We start from the raw sequence: 19635 nt of genomic DNA, 5'->3' as shown, positions 1-19635 counted from the left end.
CGGGGATCATCACGGACAAGGACGGCACGAGCATGCTCGTGGTCGAAGGCCGGTCGACTCGGGCCCCGTGGCGGAATACCGCAACGGGGCCTTTGTGTTGAAAAGGGGTTGCCGTTATTGCGTGCGGTCGTCTGACGACACCGCTTGACCTAGGAGGCCCCATCAGCACTGAGACCCGCATCAACGATCGCATCCGCGTTCCCGAGGTCCGACTTATCGGACCGGGTGGTGAACAGGTTGGGATCGTGCGTGTTGAAGATGCACTACGCGTCGCCCTCGAGGCGGATCTCGACTTGGTCGAGGTCGCGCCGGATGCCCGTCCACCGGTCTGCAAGATCATGGACTACGGCAAGTTCAAGTACGAGACGGCGCAGAAGGCGCGCGAGTCTCGCAAGAACCAGGTGCAGACCGTGATCAAGGAGCAGAAGCTCCGTCCCAAGATCGACGACCACGACTATGAGACCAAGAAGCGCAACGTTGTTCGCTTCCTCGAGGCCGGCTCGAAGGTCAAGGTCACGATCATGTTCCGCGGTCGTGAGCAGTCGCGTCCCGAATTGGGCTTCCGGCTGCTGCAGCGTCTGGCCTCCGACGTCGCCGAACTGGGTTTCGTCGAGACCTCCGCCAAGCAGGACGGTCGCAATATGACCATGGTCCTCGCACCGCACAAGGGTGCGAAGACGCGGGTGAAGGCGCAGGAGGATTCGCGGGCACCGCGTCCCGCCGCCACCGAAGCGCCTGCCGCTCCCGCACCTGCCGCGGGCGCACCGGTCGCCGAACAGGCCGCGCCGGCCGACCCGCAGTAATACCGATCAGAAAACCGGTGGTCCGACGAGGACCACCGGTACGAGACAGATAGAGGAATCCATGCCGAAGATGAAGAGCCACAGCGGCGCCTCGAAGCGATTCAAGGTTTCGGGCCGTGGCAAGCTGCTGCGTCAGCAGGCGAACCGTCGCCACCTGCTCGAGCACAAGTCCACTCGCCGGACTCGTCGTCTGGACGGCACGGAAGCCGTCGCGTCCGTTGACGTCCCTCGCGTCAAGCGCCTCCTGGGTCTCTGAGACTCAGCTACTCCGTAGCGACTGCTTGCAGCTCGCTCGAAAAGGCCAGCCCCCGCGCGACCGGGATTCCGGACGCCGACCACCGACCAATTCCAGGGCGTCACGCATCCGCCCCCTAGATCTAAAAGGACAGACCCATGGCACGCGTCAAAAGGGCCGTCAACGCGCAGAAGAAGCGCCGTTCCGTTCTCGAGGCCTCCAAGGGCTACCGCGGCCAGCGCTCGCGGCTGTACCGCAAGGCCAAGGAACAGCAGCTGCACTCGCTCACCTACGCCTACCGGGACCGCCGGGCGCGCAAGGGTGACTTCCGCAAGCTCTGGATCGCCCGCATCAATGCCGCGGCGCGCCTGAACGACATCACCTACAACCGCTTCATCCAGGGCCTGAAGGCCGCCGGTGTCGAGGTGGACCGCAAGATCCTCGCCGAACTCGCCGTCTCCGACGCCGAGGCGTTCGCCGGTCTGGTCGCCGTCGCCAAGGCCGCCCTCCCGCAGGACGTCAACGCCCCGGCCGCCTGATCCGCACCTGCGTGACGACACAGCATTCGGAACGACCCGTGGATGCGCTCTCCGAGCACAATCCGCGGGTCGTTTCCGCTGTCAAGCTCCAGCGCGCCGTGCAGCGCCGCAAGACCGGACAGTTCCTGGCCGAGGGCGCGAATTCCGTTGCGGCGGCGCTGGAAGCCGGTCGGGTGCGCGAGCTGTTCTACTCGATGCACGCCGCGGTTCGGGAGAATCAGCTGATCGCCGGGGCCGCCGCCGCGGGCGTGCGCACCACGTTGGTCAGTGAGCGCGCCGCCGAACACCTCGGCGAAACCGTCACCGCGCCGGGCCTTGTCGCGGTGTGTGACCACATCGACGTGCCGCTGGCGGACGTGCTTGCCGAGCGTCCGACACTGCTCGCCGTCCCTGTCGAGATCGCCGAACCCGGCAATGCCGGCACCCTCATTCGAGTCGCCGATGCGGTGGGCGCGAATGGTGTTGTGCTGGCCGGGGATGCGGTCGATCCGCACAATGGCAAATGCGTGCGCGCGAGTGCGGGCAGTCTGTTCCATGTGCCGATCGCGCGGCATCGGGATATCGGCGAAGTGCTCGATGCCGTTGCGGCAGCGGGCATTACGGTGCTGGCCACTGCCGCCAAGGGGGAGGTCGGCCTGGACGAGGCCGACGAATTGCTTGCCGGTCCGGTGGCCTGGCTGTTCGGCAACGAGGCGCACGGTCTGGATCCGTCGGTCGCCAACCGAGCCGACCACCGGGTGCGTATCCCGATCCACGGTCGCGCCGAAAGTCTCAATCTCGCGGCCGCAGCAGCTATCTGCCTGTATGCGAGCGCACGGGTCCAGCACACGAAATAGGCCGGGCGCGAACCCGCAGGCTGGCTGAACTCTTTGCGGTCGGCCTTGCCGGCCTTCACGGCGGAGTCGAACAGTTCCTTGCCGCTCCGTCGAAAACCAGCATCGGGGTGGCGGCCCCCAATTTCGAATCCCACACGCCGACCTTGCCGCCATGGTCAGCGGGTGATGATCGGGCGTGTCCCGACTGTAAACCTGGCCTGCCCTCATACGAAAAGGGCTTTCGGACAACCGATCATGGGTTCGGCGTGGCTAATGCCTCGGCGAGCGATATACCTGTGCGTTCGGCAAGCATCCGCCGCTCACGAACCTCACGGGAGGTACGGGGCCGGTAGCCGGGACCGGTGCCGCAGCAGCCGCCGTAGAAGTTCAGCCCGGATTCGAGGACCGTTGCGAGCACTCGCCAACCTTCGTTGTCGACTTTCCTTGGCACCTCGAGATCCGGTCCGGCGTCGATGAATTCGCCATGACATTGCGGACACTGTTCCGGGCCGTGTCCGATCGTGTGCTTGTGAGCAACCCGGCAACGCGGGCACACCAGGTGAGTCCGACTCGGGTAGATGCACATGCGAGCAGCGTACGTTCGTGGCATGTTCGGGTCGAGCTATTTCAGCTCGGACGCAACCACCCGCATCCGGCGGCAGCTCCTCGGCGGCAGGTGCTTACCAATACGCGATCATGAGGGTGAACGGATCGGGTGCAATAACACCCTCGGCTGATCGGATTTCCGGAATCTCAACCTGTTCTTCCTGCTGCCTATCGATCGCACGGCTGGCCGGGGTACTGAGCAGGCTGCGGATATGGCACCGGCTGCATTGCCGGGAACTGACCGTGCATCGGGCTGTACGGCATTTGGTGTCCAGGCGGCGGAATAGGCAGCAAGGTAGCCGGCTTCGGCTGCGGCGGGTAAGGCTGTCCCGGGTAGGGCGGGGGCTGGTCGGCGTTCTGTGCCGGGTCGGCGGCGATCCAGCGGCGGGTCGACGGCACCAATGCCAAAATTAGTGTGGCAATGGGGAACACCAAGCCGACGGAACCACCGAGTGTCCCGGCAATACCCGACGCGCCTCCGATCAAGATGACGCCGAACATGACAAGCGCCCAGGCGATTCCGAACACGATCGTCGACGCGCAGCCGGCGACGATCAGCAAACGCCCCGCTGGCCTGCGACGGAACAATGCCACTGCTCCGGTCCCTAGCAGCGTCCCGGCAAGCAGTGCGACCGCCCCGGTGCCCAACACGTAAGTCGAGTACCACGCGAAGCCCGCAGCCTGGCGGAGCTCATGTGACTGCGTGAGGACCAGTACGATATTCATCAGCCCGACCAGCAATTGCACAACCGCGCCGATCGCCGCCAGCGCCCCGGCGGAATTGCTGTCCCGCCCTTGGGTTTCGGTGTCGGCGCCTGCGAATACGGGTACTGAACACCATGGTACTGCGGATAACTCATAGCCCAGCTCTCTCGTCGATACCGCCGAACCGGCGTTGTCGGCAAGGGTACGCGAGGAGGTGCGTACACCAATCAGCGTGTGCTGCTGCTGATTACGTCGCTACGCGACGCTGCTTTGCGGGCCTCCAGAGGCGGCCGCTGCGCCTTCGTCAAGAAATAGCGATACCTCTCCAGGTCTCCGTACCGCAATCGAATAACAAAGTCACCAGAATGCATTACGCTAACAATGGCGGAACACGTTCACGCTTTCAGTCCCCACTGAACCAAAGATACCCATTCCTGCGGATAGCGGTTTCGGCGGCATCGCGCAATACGACGAGCATCTCTGCCTCTTTGTCGTTGTTCGGCAACAGATTTGCTAGTTCGTCCAAGAGCATGGTCAGTTGAGTCGTGTTGAACATTGTGTCCGCGTGCGCATGAAGCCCCCGAAGCAATGAGCCCGCCGGAGCATTCCCTCGATACTTGACAAGCGTATCTTCCGCGTCCCCATATACCAGGTCGATCCGTTCGTGGATTTGATTTTGAATAATTATGTCGATTCCCAATTCAACTCCTAAAATCTATGGGATCGGATACATGGTAATAATGCCGCCAAATCGGTCGGTAATTATCTTGTATCGACTCGTGGCGTGACCCCCCAATTGCTCTGACACGCTGCCGATGACTTTACCGGCGTCAACCTCGCGTTCAAAATTGCCGTCATCGTTCGGTCCTCGTGCCGGTGAGTTTTCGGCTGCCTCGGCCAGCTCGTCGAGCGCCTCACCGGTAATCGTGTCAGGCCAGGTGCCCTTTGAAGGATTATAGTTGGGAGCGCCTTTGACATGCTTCCCGAGGATGTACTTTTCAACTTCATCAGTCATACCCGGAGCCGGGTTGCCGGGAGCCAGCGGCAAGTTCTCGAATTTGTCGTCGTCATCGATGTAGACCTTCATGGCGATGATGGCGCCGAGTTTGATGGTGATATCGGTGAGGCTGGGGACTTTGTCGAATGCGGTGACGGTGAAGGCTGCGGCGCCTGCGACTGCGGAGGCTGTGCCGATTATTTTGATGAGTTTGCTTGCGTCGTAGGTGCTTTTGAGCACTCTGGCGGTGTTGCCGGCGATCGCTACGACGCCGACACCGGCGGCGACGTCGCTGAGGGCGGCGGTGATCCAGGAGGCGGCGACGCCGATGACGACAGTGGTGCCGGCTGCTATCAGGGCATTGGTGACCGCGGTCCGGAATTTGTCGCGGGTTTCTGAGGTGGCGGTGCTGTATTCGGTGACGGGTGCGGAGAGGCTGAGGGATGCGGAGGCCAGTTGGGTGGCACCGCTATTGAGGGTGGTGAGGTGGCCGAGGAGGGGTTCGAGGCCTTTCTTGTCCTGGATGTCGCTGAAGAGGTTGCTGATCTCGGTGATCCGGGACGGCGCATCGGTGATGGTTTTGTGTTCGGCGAACGTTTTCCAGGTCGTTGCGGCCTTGGCGAGTTTGTCTTTGTTGCCGTTGGGCAGGTTGCTTCCGAACTCTTCCTGGATCTTGCCGACCAGGGCGTCGTAGAAGCCGGGGATGCTGCCGTGTCCCTCGGTGACGCCGTCGCCGTTGTTGCCGACCGATGTCGGGATGGTGACCTTGTACTCCGACATCGCCGTCACGGTGGGTGGGTCGGGCATCGGGTTGGAGTTGTTGGACTGTGCCCAGTTGTGTCCGGCGGCGTAGAGCATGTTGCCGAAGTTGGTGAGGGCGTCGGCCAGGTTCGTGCAGGTCTGCATCGTTTCCTGGGCGAGGCGGTCGTAGGTTTTGCCCCATGCTTCGCAACCGCCGGTGTTACCGGCCATGCCCGCGCATTCGCCTTTGACCGCGTCGTGGACCGGTTTGTCTGCGGTGCGGAGGTCGGTGGCCAGGGCGTGGCATTTCTTGCCGGCGTCGTAGTAGGTCTGCCAGTCGATAACCAGTACACCCATGTGTCTTATCCCTGGGAGAACATTTTGTAATTGGTGTCGTGGGCGGTGGTGTAGCGCGCGTGGGCCGCTTTGGCCGCATCGCTCACATCCTTCACACCTTCGACGAACTCCCTTGCCCCAGTGACCCATTGAGCGTGGGCATCGGCATAGGCCTGGGCGGCAACGCCTTCCCACCCACTGCCGGTCAGGGTGGCGACCCGGTCATCGATCTCATCGAGATGCTCGCCGATGAACCCGGCCAGACTTGACAGGCGGATCACGATTTCATCGAGATGGTCCAGGTCGACCGAGAATTGAGAGTTCATGGCAGATCCAAACTCGAGGTGTTCAATGAGGCAGCGTTGCTCTCGTCACGCGCCTGGTAGGTGTCTGCGGTGACGCCCAGCTTCTCCGCCATACCGGTCAGAGCGGTCATGATCTGGACACCGCCGTCACGCACTTCGGTCCAGCCCTCGGAGAACTCATTGGCCGCGTCCCCGGTCCAGCTGCCATCGGTCAGCGAAGCGACGTCCTTCGCGGCGGAATCCAACGCCGTGCGCAGTGCCTCGGCCAACTCGTAGACGTACTTGCCGACCTCGCGCACCTTCTCGGGCACCACCGCGAGGTTCTGGCCAGAGGCTGATGTCCCCCCATCACTCATGCCGCGAATCCTAACCGATGCCCATTGGGAGCAGCGCAGATCGAGGTAGGAGACCCTTGGGGCGCCGAATATGTAGGTCAGCGTGTCGCCTTCGACCGCTGACTTGTGGGTTCGTCTGCTTCGAGTTCCACAGTGTGGCTGTGGAACTCGACATCCAGTGGGCCGAATGCCGTCATGAACAGATCTGTGTCCCCCGTGCGGGCTGCGAACTCCTGTGCCGCTCGTATGTGGTCGGCTGCTGCGGGTAGTTCAGTGTCCGGGGTGTCATTGATCGCGCTGGCCAGCACTCCCTAGACCGTACCGGCCAAGTCACCAGCGCGTAAAAAGCGTTGGTGTTTTCTGCAGAGTGTGGCTTCTGCGGGCCGCGCACGCCGACAACAATGATGCTGGATGCGATGCCGAGGCTGCCTCGGATGTCGCCGTCGTGGCCGAACCGTCGCCGATGCGGGGGGCATCGAGCCCCGGGAAAGGAAGAACCCCAGGCGAATCCTGGATTCCTACAACTTCATATACACGTGCCGCTCACGACAGCTCGAACTCCCCGCTCTGCAACCCCGCCATGAACGCATCCCACTCGACAGGACTGAACACCAAGGCCGGACCTGTGGGGTTTTTCGAGTCCCTTACCCCGACCATGCCGCGGTCGAGGTGCGCGATTTCCACGCACGTGTCCTGGCTGGCTGACCTGCTGCTCTTGAACCATGCTGCGCCGGACAGGTCGATACTCACGCTAGGTACTCCCTTGCAACTTTCAGTAGCAGTTCCCTGCTCTTGTCTTCATCCAACGCTACCTGCTGGATCTGCGCGATCGCAGTGCGGTACTGCGTGATTTCCGCTTCTTGATCCAAGTAGAGAGCCCCCGTATAGCCCTGCACATACACCACCGGAGGCTCGGTCAGCCGAGATGTCGGATGCACGGGAAACTCCATCAACACAAACGATCCCGTGATCAATCCCCGGTGGCTTCCGACCTGCTGAGGGATCACCCGGATCGACACATTTGGCGATAGGCCGACGTCGGCAAGATGCCGGAGTTGTTCCGCCATCACGGCTGGACCGCCCACCTGATGGTGTAGTACCGACTCGCTGAGAAGCACGCGTAACTTGAACTCGCTTGCCCTGTCCCGCAACCTCGACTGCCGTCGACTGTGTACCTCGATCAACGTCTCCAGGGCCGCGGTGGCATGGCTGGGGAACTCGATCCAGGCGAGCGCCCGCCGGTAATCCGGCGTCTGCAGCAGACCTGGGACAAGGGTGAGCTGGAACGTCGTCAACCGCTTCGCGGCCTCCTCCAACCCGATGAACAGGTCGAAGTGAGCCGGAACGGCATCGCCGTAGCTGTGCCACCAGCCCGGCTTCTTCGTCTCCGCGACGAGGCCGGCGAGCGCCGCAGCCTCTTCCTCGGTTGCGCCGTACATCTTGCACAAGACGCCGATGTACAACTCCTTCAGCTTCGGCCCCCGTTGACCCGACTCCATCCGCCACAGCGTTTGCGGTGATACCTCGATCGCCCTAGCCGCCGCGGTAGGCGATACACCCGATTCCTCCCGGAGCCTCTTCAACTGACGGCCCAACATCCGACGCGGTACAGCCGAACCGGTCATTACGTAGCCTCGCTAGTCGTTGGCGTGGTTTTTGGAATGACTACGAGCGGCAATCTGGAAGTGCGGGAGTAAATTCCGCGAATCGCAGATAGAAATCTTCCAAAGCACTCCATGGGAGCGTACTACTGAAATCACCCCGGTAGCCGGGATGTACCGACTTTCTTGTGAATAACTGTGTCGCACAGGTGGTTTCGACCTCCGCTGCCGGGCTTTCCAGACACTCACACCCACGTTCGGAGTCTCCGTATGCATGGCCTGCCCGTGACAAACCACAGCGAATTGCCCGTGATGACAATCGAATACGCCCACGAGACCATGCAGCGCCACCTGGACTGTCAGGCGTCGATGTGCCCGGTCAAGGCGCAGGCGAAGAAGCGGCTGATCGATGCCGGGCGGTTGGTCCCGGCTGATGTTCCGCACCAGGGGTTCTGATATGGCCGCCGATCGCATCGAGCACCGGTATCCGAGCCGGGCGATGGCACCGGCGCAGATGCATCGGGAGATCTCCCGCGATCTCCACGCCGACTGTGCGGTCGGTACATGTGAGATGTTGCGCGGCTGTTGGACCCGCCTGATCGAGACGGGACATCCGCACCCCACCGATTCGGCCGCCGACTGCCCGACGTGCACCAGACCCTCTGCCTGACAACAGATTTCCGATACCGAAGCAGCTGCCTAATGCGCACTCAGATCGCCGCTCTGATCGTCGTGCTCACTACCCTCCTTTACCGAGTGTGGCTGTTCTGTGCCGTGGGGAAGCTTCACGCCGATCCGGGCGCGGAGAACACCGGTCAGGCGGGCCGGTGACCACGCGAAACCCGAACGGCCGCCAATCGCGAGCAGTGGACCGCGATTCGGAACTGCCGCAACGTGATGCGCTCATCGGTCCGCTGGCCGTCTGCAGCGGCGCACCAGCCGATGTGGTCGAACTGTTCGCGGATGCGGTCCGCGAATGGGCGAATCAGTCGCTGTTCACACAGTCGGCCCGGTGCCGGGGTGCCGCATCCCCAGGCACCGGGCGTGCCAAAGGTTTTCGCAGCCCCGTCGCCGTGTTCCCCATCGCTAGATCGACCGCCCGGCCAACCCGCCCGGTCGGCGGCGACTGCTCCTCGGCGGCGGGTGCTTACCGATACGCGATCAGGAGGAAATGCGCGGAATGAGCCAGGACATGGATATGTGCCAGCAGTACACGCCGTGGCGATCCACATCCGTCGATGCTGACGAGAGAACGCCGAAAGCCGTCCGCTTCGAACGGACCAATGGGCCGGAGCGCGTGATCGAGACTCGTTGTCACGCGGAGCGGTTGGATTGTCGCTATTTCGCTGATATCGAGCCACGGCAGTCGCCCGGCCCCGACATGCAGACCTTGCTGGATGTAGTGGATGGGCTGACCGACCCCGGCGCGGTTGCTGCGACCCTCGCCGCACGGCTAACACCGATACCCCGTGATGCAAGGCAGCGATGAGGCCGCGTCCGACTGCGCTGGGTTGGATAGACCCAGTGGTCACCGAAGTGCCGGAATGGGATGCCGCGCAGGTGCGGCGGCTGGCGCGGCGACTCGGCTGCGCGCTGGTGTGGCCGCCGAACATCACGCTGGTGCCGCTGGTCGACCAGGTTCGGGGCGCGGATGTGGATGCGGTGATCATGCCCTCGCCGCTGCATATGGATGTGCTGATGTTGCATGCGGTGATGTGTGTCGCGGACGTCGAAACTGTCGCTCCGCGAATGTCTTTCGCTCGGTGGACGGTGTTCTCATCGGAGAGGCGGGGATGATGAGTTGGAGTACGGCCGGGCTGGTGGTGGCGGCTGGTTTGCCGTTGGCGGTGTTGGTGTGGGCGGTGTGCTGGCCGGCGCGGGTGTCGCCGCGTAGGTCCAAGAGCGCCGATGTGGTGGTGAATTACGATGAGTGACAAGGGTTTTCGGCCGCAACGCTATCGTGCTGGACCTGCAGGTTGGCGAAGCGGCTTTAATGGAAGCCGCCGATGATGTCGGTGGCTCGGTGCAGGCCGCGTTCGAGGACGTCGGCGTCGGCGAGGCTGGAGGCCTTGCCCGCATTGCAGACCACAACGGAAGTGTTCTCGGTGAGCCGGTGCGGCGACAGTCAGCCTGCGATGATGGCCTCGCGCTTATCGAAGCCGCGCACCAGAACCTTCAGCATCAGCCGGATGACCAGGCCGGCCTCCTGCTTCATTCGCGCCAGTTCCGGTTCTGTCGCGTGCTGGAGCACGCGCGGGACCTCGAATTTCAGGTTTCCGCCTTGCTTCGCCGCCTTCTCGACGCGCGCCCAGTCTTCGAGGCTGACGTACTCGTCGATGATCGGGAACACCACCTTTTCCTCATCGGCGATGTGCTCGCTGAGCAATGCGTGTGCGGTTTCCAGCGTTTCGGCGAGTTCGGCGGCGGCCGCTTGTTTATCGCTGGCCACGGCAAACGCGGCCGCGCGTGTACGCAGTGTCGACAGCAACTCGTCGACGTGGATGTGATCGTCTTCGAGTTCGCGCACATCTACGTCGGGACCAGCAGACGCGATGAGGACCGGCCAGAGCACATCGTCCTCGATGGTGTGGTGATGGTGGATAGAGTCGCAGAGCAGATTCAGGTACTCCGTGATGGCCGCTACGCGCCGGTGCGGGCATGCGGATCCGGCCGCGATCTGGGCGGTGATCTGCGCGAATCGCCGGGTATCGGCGATCATCCCCCGGTGCGCGATCCTCATCCCGGTGACGTCAGGGGTTACGCGGGTGGCGACGGCGGTGTCTGGATTGCTGGTCATGATGGCTCCTCGAAAGCGGCGGCCCGTGCGCGGTGGCGGGCAGTTCGCGCGTTGTCGGAGTAACAATGCATCCCGTCGCTTGCACCGAACTTATCGGTGACTTAAGGCGGTTTCACTTCCTCTGCGATGCCCACACAACAGCGAACACGTCCGCTCGCGTGCGGGCCGCCGACCGCTCGACATCAGTGCACCGCTCGATGCCATTGCGGCAGCGGGCATTACTTGCCCGCTACCCGTGAGCTGTCGCATATCCAGTAGTGGTCGCGCGTAGGTCCTAGCTTGCCTAGTGTCGTGTCCAGATAGCTTCTGCCGTATCGCTGCTCGGGCCGGGATTCGGTCGAACGTAGTCGAATGGTGGTCGCCCACACCGATTTCGACCGCAGAATCGCTATGCTCGGCGACTTGCCGGAGGCGGACCGCGCAGCAAGCAACTGGACGCGGGACTCGGTTGTGCGAGGTAGGTACTGGATATGCGACAACTGGGCTCGTGGGTTCGGGTGGCGTGCTAGGGGACGGCTGGTGTGCCGCCCGGGACAACGGCCAAGCCGGCCGCTTGCCAGGCGCGGAAGCCGCCGATGAGGTCGGTGGCTCGGTGCAGGCCGAGTTCGAGGAGGTCGGCGGCGGCGAGGCTGGACGCGTAGCCCTCATTGCAGACCAGCACGACCGGAGTGTTCTCGGTGAGACCGGGCAGCCGATGCTCGCCGGTCGGGTCGAGCCGCCATTCCAGCACTATTCGTTCCACCACGACCGAACCGGGGATTTCACCCTCGGCGAGGCGGTTGGCGTGCGGGCGGATATCTACGACCAATGCGCCCTCGGCCAGTAGCGTCGCCGCTTGCTGCGGGGCGACGCGATCCAGTTTGGCCCGCGCGTTGTCGAGCCTGTCCTCGGCGCTGATAGCACTACCTTCTTTCATGGCCGGGGCCTCCTGGGAACGCTCGCGTCGCTTGTCCTTCGCGGACTGTCATGAGACGTCGTCCCCGGGTGCCTGTGCCGGAGGCGGGTGGTCTTGGAAGGTGTCGTCCCGGTGAGGACTGGTCTCATGAATGCGCCTCGCTGGCGCTCGGCTCCGTCATGACCATGGCAGCTGTGTTGAATGTTCGCTCGCTCATACGCCCACGAAATCCGTGAGTGCGCGGTACTCGCGGACCGGACGCAGCGGTGGTGAGTACGCGTGGACCGAGGCGGCCGGGCGGGTGCTGTTATTGCGCAGTCGATGCGCCCGCTCCGGTCCGAACGCGACCGTTTCACCGGCCTGCCATTGGACTGTGCGTACCGGTCCGTCTGGGTGACGGTATTCCTCGCCGAGTTCGCCGATGGATACCGTGAACGAGCCCGAGGCGCCGCCGTGATCATGCGGTTCGGTGCCCTGCCCCGGTGCCCACGACAGCAGCCACACCTCGACGCCCATGGTCAGCGCCAGTCGGGTCCACCAACGTTGCTGTGTATCGAACCGCACGATGTCCAATAGTGGTGTGGCCATGGCATCGGCGACCGACCGGGTCAACTCCCGCAATTCGGTGGGTGACCACAGCGTCCGCTCCGGACACACCGCATCGCGCATCAGCGGTAGATCGACAGCGGGATGAATATCGCTGGTGTGCTTGAGATTCACCGGCAGTGATGTGGTCAAGCGAGATACTCCTGACAAGGTCGTGGGGACAATCGACTGCGCTGCCAAACCGCGACTAAGCGGTCTCGCGATTGTCCGGCACCACCACGCCGTTGCCATCGGTCTCGATCACCATGAGTAAAACCCGGACACCTGCCGTCATCGCTGAGGTGCGGCGCACCCGACTGGCCGGAGCGGTGTGGGGGTGCCGCCGTAACCGTGCCTGTGAGCGGAAATGCATCTGATGACCGCCATCACCGGTCCGTCGCTCTCAAATAACCCTTGTTGTCCGACAACCGCGTGGACAGATGCACTAGTCGCCCTCAGTGCGGAGGCTTTCGAGCATTTCGGTGGCCCAGCAGACGTCGACCGAATCGGGCCCGGCGACACCCATCGCGGCCATCACTGTCAGCAGCATGCCGGTGCCGAGAAAGCCGCACATCTCCGGGACGGATGCGCCGGTGAGTTCCTTGACCACGCCGTAAATACCGCCGAAGCGGGCGCGGACATCCGGACCGATGGCAGGGTCGGAGGCGGCGGCGAAGGACTGCAACAGGACTCGGAGAAGTTCGCGTTCGTTGAGAAAGGTTTGGTAGCCCTTGCCGAGCGCGCGCATCTTCTCCTCCCCGGTGGCGTCCGGCGTGATGCCCTCGGCGGCGGCCGCGCGGAAGATCTCCTCGATGCGATCGCAGACCTGATGGGTCGCGGCCAGGAACAGTTGCTGTTTGGTGCCGAACAGGCGGATCACATATGGCTGCGATACCCCGGCCAGCCGCGCGATCTCATCGGTTTTCGTTGCAGCATAACCGGATTCGGCGAATGCGGTGACGGCCGCGCGCAGTACTTCCTCGCTGCGCTCGGTCGCGGTCATCCGGGTTCGGGCTGAACTCGCCATCGTGCTCCACTTCGTCGTCGGCCGCTCGCCATTGACATGTTATCAGTCGATGCATACTCTTCGAGCAGTTAGTTATCAGTCGATTACAACAAAGGCTGGACATGTCCGAGACACTCGTAACCGCCGCCCCGCAGGCGGTCGTCGAACCGCGCACGGGCGGGCGGGCGCTGGCCGCCGTGCTGGCCGCGGTCGGCATCCCGATGTTCATGGTCACGCTGGACAACCTGGTGGTGACCAATGCGCTGCCGGTGATCCGCACCGAACTCGGCGCCTCCCTCGCCGATCTGCAATGGTTCGTCAACGCCTACACGCTGGCCTTCGCGTCGCTACTGCTCACCGCCACGTCCATCGGTGACCGGCTCGGCCGCCGACGGGTCTTCCTGGCCGGTATCGCGATCTTCACAGCGGCATCGGCGGCCTGCGCGCTGGCCACCGAGCCCTGGATGCTGATCGCGGCCAGGGCGATTCAGGGTTTCGGTGCGGCCGCGGTGATGCCGCTTTCGCTGACCCTGCTTTCATCGGCGGTCCCGGAGAAGATGCGCAGTGCCGCCATCGGCATCTGGGGCGGCATCTCCGGACTCGGCGTCGCACTCGGCCCGCTGATCGGCGGCGCGGTGGTCGAGGGCCTGAGCTGGCAGTGGATCTTCTGGATCAACGTGCCGATCGGTGTGCTGGTACTGCCGTTCGCGGCACGGGTTCTGACCGAATCGCACGGGCGGGCCAAGCGGCTGGATCCACTGGGGCTGGTGTTGTCCGCAGGCGGCGTGCTCGCGGTTGTGTGGGGCGTGATCCATGGCGCCGATGACGGCTGGACTTCGACCGGCGTGCTGACCGCGCTGATCGGCGGAGCGGCGCTGCTCGGCCTGCTGATGGCCTGGGAGTTGCGGACGCCGGATCCGATGCTGCCGCTGCGATTGTTCCGCTCCCGCGCGTTCCGGGTGAGCAATGCGACCGGCTTCACCTTCGCGGTCGGCGTCTTCGGTTCGATCTTCCTGTTGGCCCAGTACTTCCAAGTGGTGCAGGGGTATGGGCCGCTGCAATCGGGCATCCGGACCATGCCGTGGACGATGGCTCCGATGGTGGTGGCGCCGCTTGCCGGGTTGGTCGTGGACCGGGTCGGTGCGCGAAATCTGCTGACCGCGGGGCAGACGTTGCTGGCGCTGGCGCTGGCCTGGATGGCGGCGATTTCGTCGGTGGACGCAAGCTTTCTCGCCTTCGTGGGTCCGTTCGTGCTCGGCGGCATCGGTATGGGACTGACCTTCGCACCCGGTGCCACGGTCGTGATGGCCAGCGCGAGTGCGGAAGATCGGGCGATGGCCTCGGGCACCAACAGCACCATCCGTGAGGTGGGTGTCGCGATGGGTGTCGCGGTGCTGGCGTCGGTCTTCGCCTCCCACGGCTCCTACACGGACCCGCAGAGTTTCATCGACGGTCTGATTCCCGCGCTGTGGGTCGGCGCCGCGATCGTCGCGGTGGGTGCGGCACTCTCCCGGCTCCTGCCCAGCCGCATCACCGCAGTGGGCTGATCGTCGCGGCACTGAATCGCGGTGTGCCCGCTCCACGTTTACTCGTGTGGGGCGGGTACATGGCTGTGTCGTGGTGGGCCGTCGTGGGTGTGCGTTGTTTCTGGGGCGGATTGATGGGTGGGCGCGGTACTTTCCCGGCTGCTGCCCAGTTGGATCGGTGCCACGCGCTCACGAGGTCGCGCCCGCCCTGGGCCAGTCGCCTGGGACGGGCGTACTTGTGTGGCCGGCCCAGCGGTGTGCCGCGTTGTCGTGCGGCGCGCGACTCATCGTGTGCGCCTACCCATTCGCGGGCCGCGCCGAAAGTCTGAATCGCGCCGCGGCGGCCGCGATCTGCCTCTACTCCAGCGCTCGCTTACAGCACGTGAAATAGGCATGCGCGGTGGCGCATATTCCGTGCACGCCTCGCATAAGTCCTACCTTCTGCGAGGCGCGCACGGGGTGTGCGACCGGGGCGATCAAGCACGAGTGGTGCGCCTGACGCCGGACGGGCCGCGCATCATGTGGCCAGCAGTAATGCTCAGTCGCTATTAATGAGTTTGGCGGACGTGGCGGCGAAGTGGTGCGCGGGCGGGTGTCCGCTGTGGTGCGGGTGGCTGGTCGGCTGGTTGCGTTGGAAGGTGCGGGGCGGAGGCCGCGGCGGGGGGTGCGGTCGGTCATGAATCGGGTATCGGTATCCAGATTTTCTGGTTGGGCTGGTGTTTTCGTGGCCCGGCGGCTCATTCGTTGGCTGGATACGGAGATTGGTTCGCGATCGTCATCCAATTGCCGCTGATGTCGGTGGCACGGGACTTGTACTCGCCGACGATCGGATTTGTAGGTTCGTGGTCGGTGCGATTGTTCGTGTCGTGCTCGGCCTGCTGGGCATCCCGTCCGCACATAGTTAGGGGACGCACCGTTATCGACCGCATTGTGCGCCGAGCCGCGCTGGCCTGGGTGAACTGCGCAAGTTCGAGGCCGGCACACACTCGGCAAGCGTGTCAGCGGTAATCCGGATGAATCGGCCCTCGCGCATCTAATACGATTCGACCAGGAGCAATGTGGGTCGGCAATACCGTGGACCCGCGAACCGATCCCCAGGGGAGAGACGAACGATCGTGGCCGACGACAACGATGGAGTCGAGAACGCAGCGCTGAGCGAGGAGGCATTGGCCGCCGCCGCGGCAGAGGCTGAGAAGGCGTTTGCGGCGGCCGCCGATCTCGATGCGCTCGCGGTCGCCAAGACCGAGCATCTCGGCGGTAAGGCGCCGCTGGCGTTGGCGCAGCGCGCGCTCGGCAGCCTGCCGAAGTCGGAGAAGGCGGATGCGGGCAAGCGCGTGAACGTCGCGCGGGCGCGGGTGTCGGAAGCTTTCGAATCGCGCCGCACGGTGCTGCTCGCCGAGCGCGACGCCGCCGTGCTGGTTGCCGAGACGATCGATGTGACACTGCCCGCGCGCCGGAACGCCATCGGTGCGCTGCATCCGATCACGGTTATCTCCGAGCAGATCGCCGATGTCTTCGTCGCGATGGGATGGGAGGTCGCCGAGGGGCCCGAGGTCGAGACCGAGCACTTCAACTTCGACGCGCTGAATTTCCTGCCCGACCATCCGGCACGCACGATGCAGGACACCTTCCATATCGCACCCGAGGGCTCGCGACAGGTACTGCGCACGCACACCTCGCCGGTGCAGGTGCGTTCGCTGCTCGAGCGGGAACTGCCGATCTATGTGGTGTGCCCCGGTCGGACCTTCCGCACCGATGAGCTCGACGCCACCCACACCCCGGTCTTCTCCCAGGTGGAGGGACTGGCGGTGGACAAGGGCCTGACCATGGCGCATCTGCGCGGCACCTTGGACGCGTTTGCGCGCGCCCTGTTCGGCCGCGATACCCGGACGCGAATGCGTCCCAACTACTTTCCGTTCACCGAGCCATCGGCCGAGGTCGACGTGTGGTTCCCGGACAAGAAGGGCGGCGCGGGCTGGGTCGAATGGGGCGGCTGCGGCATGGTGAACCCGAAGGTGCTGATCGCCAGTGGGATCGATCCCGAGGTGTACAGCGGGTTCGCGTTCGGCATGGGGCTGGAGCGGACACTGCAGTTCCGCAACGGCATCCCGGACATGCGGGACATCGTCGAGGGCGACGTGCGTTTCACACTGCCCTTCGGTATCCGGTCCTGACCTTCCTTCGATCGAGAGAGCGAAACGTCAAGTGCGAGTAGCGCAGTCCTGGCTGACCGAAATCCTGCAGCGGACCACCCCCGACTGGTCGGTGACGCCGGAGGAGCTCGATGCCGGATTCGTCCGCGTCGGGCTGGAGGTCGAAGAGGTCGACAAGCTCCAGCGGGTGAGCGGTGATATCGATAAGCCCCTCGTGGTCGGTCGCGTCGCCGAGATCACCGAGCTGACCGAGTTCAAGAAGCCGATCCGGTTCTGCAAGGTGGATGTCGGTAATCCGGAGCTGCAGGAGATCGTCTGCGGCGCAACGAACTTCGCCGTCGGCGACCTGGTGGTCGTGGTGCTGCCGGGCGGGGTGCTGCCCGGCGGATTCCAGATCTCCTCGCGCAAGACCTACGGCCATGTGTCCAACGGCATGATCTGCTCGGTCGCCGAACTCGGCATCGGCAAGGATCATTCGGGCATTCTGGTGCTCGAGCCGGGTACCGCCGAACCGGGCACCGACGCCAATGAGCTGCTGGGGCTCGACGATACGGTCATCGAGCTGAATATCACGCCGGATCGCGGGTACTGTTTCTCGACCCGCGGGCTGGCACGCGAGCTGGCGTGCGGGTTCGATCTCGAATACGCGGATCCTGCGGTGCGGACCCTGGCCGATGACGAGCAGGACGCGTGGCCGGTCCGGCTGGAGCCGGAGTCCAAGTGTACCCGCTTCGCGGTGCGCCGGGTCATCGGCATCGACCCGAATGCGGTGAGCCCCTGGTGGTTACAGCGTCGGCTGCTGCTTTCTGGCGTGCGCCCGATCTCCCCCGCGGTCGATGTCACCAACTACGTGATGCTCGAGCTCGGCCAGCCGCTGCACGCCTTCGATGCGGCCAAGCTCAACGGTGGGCTCGTCGTGCGCACGGCCAACAGGGGCGAGACGCTGCGCACCCTGGACGAGGTCGAGCGGGTGCTCGATGCCGAGGATGTGGTGATCGCCGACGACTCCGGCGTGGTCTCGCTCGCGGGTGTAATGGGCGGTGCGACAACCGAAGTCGGCGCGGAGTCGACCGATATCGTGCTCGAGGCCGCCACCTGGAATCCGCTGCTGGTCTACCGGACCGCGCGCAGGCACAAGCTGGTCTCCGAGGCCGGTAAGCGCTACGAGCGGGTCGTGGATCCGGAGATCAATGTCGTCGCGCTCGATCGCGCCGCCCGGCTGCTGGCCGAAATCGCCGGTGGCACTGTGCAATCCGCGCTCACCGATGTACGGGTGCCGGTGCCCGCCACGCCGCCGATCCGGATCGATATCGATCTCGCCGACCGGGTGGCCGGCGTGGTGTATCCGACCGGCACCTCAGCGCGTCGCCTCGCGCAGATCGGCTGCACGGTCGAGGTGGGCGTCGACGAGGCCACCGGTCACGGACAACTCGTCGTCACGCCGCCGAGCTGGCGGCCCGACCTGGCCCAGCCCGCCGACCTCGTCGAAGAGGTGCTGCGGCTGGAGGGGCTGGAGCAGATTCCGTCCGTCATTCCGACCGCGCCGGCCGGGCGTGGGCTGACCACCGCGCAACGCCGCCGTCGCGCGGTGAGCCGGGCGCTGGCCTTCGCCGGCTGCGTCGAGGTGCCGCCGCCGCCGTTCCTCGCCGCCGGGGTTTTCGACATCTGGGGTCTGGACGCCGACGATCCGCGCCGCAACACCACGCGGGTGCTGAACCCGCTCGATGTGGAGCGCGCGGAATTGGCGACCACGCTGCTGCCGGGGCTGTTGGAAGTGGCCGCGCGCAATATCTCTCGTGGTGCGCGCGATCTCGCGATCTTCGGGATCGCGCAGGTGGTGCTGCCCGGTCCGAATGTGCGCGCGGTGGCGGCGCTGCCGGTGGATCGACGTCCGACCGATGCGCAGATCGAGGAACTGCTCGATTCGCTGCCCGCCCAGCCGGTGCACATCGGCGCGGTACTGACGGGTCGGCGGGAACCGCGTGGGCCGTGGGGTGCCGGGCGTCCGGCGGAGGCCGCCGATGCCTTCGCGCTCGCCGATGCCGTCGGCGATGCGGCGGGCGTGAGCATCGAGCGCCGGCCGGCGGTCCACCTGCCGTGGCATCCGGGGCGGTGCGCCGAGTTGGTGGTCGATGGTCAGGTCATCGGGCATGCGGGTGAATTGCATCCGGCAGTTCTGGAGCGGGCGGGCCTGCCGCCGCGGACCTGCGCCGTCGAACTCGATCTCGATGCCCTGCCGCTGCGCGAATCCCGGCCTGTCCCAGTGGTTTCCCCGTTCCCGGCGGTACTGCAGGACGTTTCGGTGAGTGTCGCGAAGTCCGTGCCCGCGGCCTCGGTCGAATCGGCGCTGCGCACCGGCGGCGGTGCGTTGCTGGAGGATATCGCCCTGTTCGACGTGTACGAGGGCGCGCAGGCGGGTGAAGGTCGCAAGTCGCTGACCTACGCACTGCGTTTCCGTGCCGGTGACCGGACACTGACCGAGGACGAAGCGAGTGCCGCGCGTGATTCGGCGGTCGCGGCCGCCGCCGGCGCGGTCGGCGCGGTACTGCGCGGCTGATGAGCTGTTATCGGCCCCGGGCGCGACTGCGTCCGGGGTCGATTTGCGTTGTGGTTCGGTGTCTTACGTGTCGCCGGTGACTCTGTGATTTGCTGATG

General features: G+C 64.7%; 24 protein-coding genes and 1 pseudogene. 11 read left to right on the top strand and 14 right to left on the bottom strand.

All coding sequences use genetic code 11. From position 1 onward, the window contains the following. Positions 1-116: 116 nt before the first annotated feature. From infC to ACQPYR_RS30560, 4 genes are all read left to right on the top strand, one after another. The gene (infC, locus tag ACQPYR_RS30575) at positions 117-803 is read left to right on the top strand and encodes a translation initiation factor IF-3 (RefSeq protein ID WP_084508992.1); all 687 of its coding nucleotides are present in this window, start codon (positions 117-119) and stop codon (positions 801-803) included. Between the two features lie 61 nt (positions 804-864). Continuing rightward, complete coding sequence (gene rpmI, locus ACQPYR_RS30570) at positions 865-1059, top strand: 50S ribosomal protein L35 (RefSeq protein WP_040689021.1); 195 nt, start codon at positions 865-867, stop codon at positions 1057-1059. A gap of 137 nt (positions 1060-1196) precedes the next feature. Further along, complete coding sequence (gene rplT, locus ACQPYR_RS30565; RefSeq protein ID WP_040689024.1) at positions 1197-1577, top strand: 50S ribosomal protein L20; 381 nt, start codon at positions 1197-1199, stop codon at positions 1575-1577. Between the two features lie 38 nt (positions 1578-1615). Further along, the gene (locus ACQPYR_RS30560; protein ID WP_433622370.1) at positions 1616-2413 is read left to right on the top strand and encodes a TrmH family RNA methyltransferase; all 798 of its coding nucleotides are present in this window, start codon (positions 1616-1618) and stop codon (positions 2411-2413) included. Positions 2414-2645: 232 nt separating this feature from the next. Here ACQPYR_RS30560 and ACQPYR_RS30555 read toward each other — a convergent pair whose 3' ends face one another. The 9 genes from ACQPYR_RS30555 to ACQPYR_RS30515 form a co-directional block, all read right to left on the bottom strand. Next, positions 2646-2810: a hypothetical protein gene (locus ACQPYR_RS30555; protein ID WP_433622368.1), complete on the bottom strand. Its 165-nt coding sequence runs from the start codon at positions 2808-2810 to the stop codon at positions 2646-2648. Positions 2811-3166: 356 nt separating this feature from the next. Beyond that, positions 3167-3739 (bottom strand): hypothetical protein, encoded by a 573-nt coding sequence (locus tag ACQPYR_RS30550; RefSeq protein WP_433622367.1) that lies wholly within the window; start codon positions 3737-3739, stop codon positions 3167-3169. Positions 3740-4106: 367 nt separating this feature from the next. Beyond that, positions 4107-4403: a hypothetical protein gene (locus ACQPYR_RS30545; RefSeq protein ID WP_433622366.1), complete on the bottom strand. Its 297-nt coding sequence runs from the start codon at positions 4401-4403 to the stop codon at positions 4107-4109. Positions 4404-4418: 15 nt separating this feature from the next. After that, positions 4419-5798: a hypothetical protein gene (locus ACQPYR_RS30540; protein ID WP_433622365.1), complete on the bottom strand. Its 1380-nt coding sequence runs from the start codon at positions 5796-5798 to the stop codon at positions 4419-4421. A 5-nt stretch (positions 5799-5803) separates the two neighbouring features. Continuing rightward, entirely contained in the window at positions 5804-6103 is a 300-nt protein-coding gene (locus ACQPYR_RS30535) for a WXG100 family type VII secretion target (protein ID WP_433622364.1), read from the bottom strand. After that, positions 6100-6438 (bottom strand): ESX-1 secretion-associated protein, encoded by a 339-nt coding sequence (locus ACQPYR_RS30530; RefSeq protein WP_433622363.1) that lies wholly within the window; start codon positions 6436-6438, stop codon positions 6100-6102. Before ACQPYR_RS30530 ends, ACQPYR_RS30535 begins: the two co-directional genes overlap by 4 nt. A 77-nt stretch (positions 6439-6515) precedes the next feature. After that, entirely contained in the window at positions 6516-6725 is a 210-nt protein-coding gene (locus ACQPYR_RS30525; RefSeq protein ID WP_433622362.1) for a hypothetical protein, read from the bottom strand. Between the two features lie 235 nt (positions 6726-6960). Beyond that, positions 6961-7167: a DUF397 domain-containing protein gene (locus tag ACQPYR_RS30520; protein ID WP_433622361.1), complete on the bottom strand. Its 207-nt coding sequence runs from the start codon at positions 7165-7167 to the stop codon at positions 6961-6963. After that, a complete protein-coding gene (locus tag ACQPYR_RS30515; protein ID WP_433635287.1) occupies positions 7164-8015 on the bottom strand; it encodes a helix-turn-helix domain-containing protein in 852 nt (283 codons plus the stop codon). The genes ACQPYR_RS30520 and ACQPYR_RS30515 overlap by 4 nt, the downstream gene beginning before the upstream one ends. Positions 8016-8303: 288 nt before the next feature. On the opposite strand from ACQPYR_RS30515, the gene ACQPYR_RS30510 reads away from it, so the two are divergent. The 4 genes from ACQPYR_RS30510 to ACQPYR_RS30495 all read left to right on the top strand — a co-directional run bounded on the left by ACQPYR_RS30510 (position 8304) and on the right by ACQPYR_RS30495 (position 9952). Continuing rightward, positions 8304-8474: a hypothetical protein gene (locus tag ACQPYR_RS30510; RefSeq protein WP_433622360.1), complete on the top strand. Its 171-nt coding sequence runs from the start codon at positions 8304-8306 to the stop codon at positions 8472-8474. 724 nt (positions 8475-9198) lie between these two features. Beyond that, positions 9199-9507 carry a hypothetical protein gene (locus ACQPYR_RS30505; RefSeq protein WP_433622359.1) on the top strand — a complete coding sequence of 103 codons (309 nt, stop codon included), beginning with the start codon at positions 9199-9201 and terminating at the stop codon, positions 9505-9507. A 35-nt stretch (positions 9508-9542) separates the two neighbouring features. Next, positions 9543-9815 (top strand): hypothetical protein, encoded by a 273-nt coding sequence (locus ACQPYR_RS30500; protein WP_433622358.1) that lies wholly within the window; start codon positions 9543-9545, stop codon positions 9813-9815. Then, entirely contained in the window at positions 9812-9952 is a 141-nt protein-coding gene (locus ACQPYR_RS30495; protein WP_433622357.1) for a hypothetical protein, read from the top strand. The genes ACQPYR_RS30500 and ACQPYR_RS30495 overlap by 4 nt, the downstream gene beginning before the upstream one ends. Before the next feature lie 56 nt (positions 9953-10008). On the opposite strand, the pseudogene ACQPYR_RS30490 reads toward ACQPYR_RS30495, so the two are convergent. The 5 genes and pseudogenes from ACQPYR_RS30490 to ACQPYR_RS30470 all read right to left on the bottom strand — a co-directional run. After that, positions 10009-10110 (bottom strand): annotated as a pseudogene (locus ACQPYR_RS30490) (rhodanese-like domain-containing protein); the annotation flags it as partial. Between the two features lie 33 nt (positions 10111-10143). Continuing rightward, complete coding sequence (locus ACQPYR_RS30485; protein WP_433622356.1) at positions 10144-10815, bottom strand: hemerythrin domain-containing protein; 672 nt, start codon at positions 10813-10815, stop codon at positions 10144-10146. A 505-nt stretch (positions 10816-11320) separates the two neighbouring features. After that, positions 11321-11731 carry a rhodanese-like domain-containing protein gene (locus ACQPYR_RS30480; RefSeq protein ID WP_433622355.1) on the bottom strand — a complete coding sequence of 137 codons (411 nt, stop codon included), beginning with the start codon at positions 11729-11731 and terminating at the stop codon, positions 11321-11323. Between the two features lie 192 nt (positions 11732-11923). Continuing rightward, entirely contained in the window at positions 11924-12448 is a 525-nt protein-coding gene (locus ACQPYR_RS30475) for a cysteine dioxygenase (protein WP_433622354.1), read from the bottom strand. A gap of 292 nt (positions 12449-12740) precedes the next feature. Continuing rightward, entirely contained in the window at positions 12741-13322 is a 582-nt protein-coding gene (locus tag ACQPYR_RS30470) for a TetR/AcrR family transcriptional regulator (RefSeq protein ID WP_433622353.1), read from the bottom strand. 101 nt (positions 13323-13423) lie between these two features. Here ACQPYR_RS30470 and ACQPYR_RS30465 point away from each other — a divergent pair, with 101 nt between their 5' ends. The 3 genes from ACQPYR_RS30465 (at position 13424) to pheT (ending at position 19537) form a co-directional block, all read left to right on the top strand. Next, positions 13424-14848: an MFS transporter gene (locus tag ACQPYR_RS30465; RefSeq protein ID WP_433622352.1), complete on the top strand. Its 1425-nt coding sequence runs from the start codon at positions 13424-13426 to the stop codon at positions 14846-14848. 1094 nt (positions 14849-15942) lie between these two features. Further along, complete coding sequence (pheS, locus tag ACQPYR_RS30460) at positions 15943-17001, top strand: phenylalanine--tRNA ligase subunit alpha (protein WP_433622351.1); 1059 nt, start codon at positions 15943-15945, stop codon at positions 16999-17001. A gap of 31 nt (positions 17002-17032) precedes the next feature. Next, positions 17033-19537 carry a phenylalanine--tRNA ligase subunit beta gene (pheT, locus tag ACQPYR_RS30455; protein WP_433622350.1) on the top strand — a complete coding sequence of 835 codons (2505 nt, stop codon included), beginning with the start codon at positions 17033-17035 and terminating at the stop codon, positions 19535-19537. The last annotated feature ends 98 nt before the right edge of the window (positions 19538-19635 follow it).

This window comes from Nocardia sp. CA-120079 (assembly GCF_050955745.1).
In the GTDB taxonomy this organism is placed as follows: Bacteria; Actinomycetota; Actinomycetes; order Mycobacteriales; family Mycobacteriaceae; genus Nocardia.
Note: the sequence above shows the minus strand (reverse complement) of the source record. Positions and strands in the feature narration are given on the sequence as shown.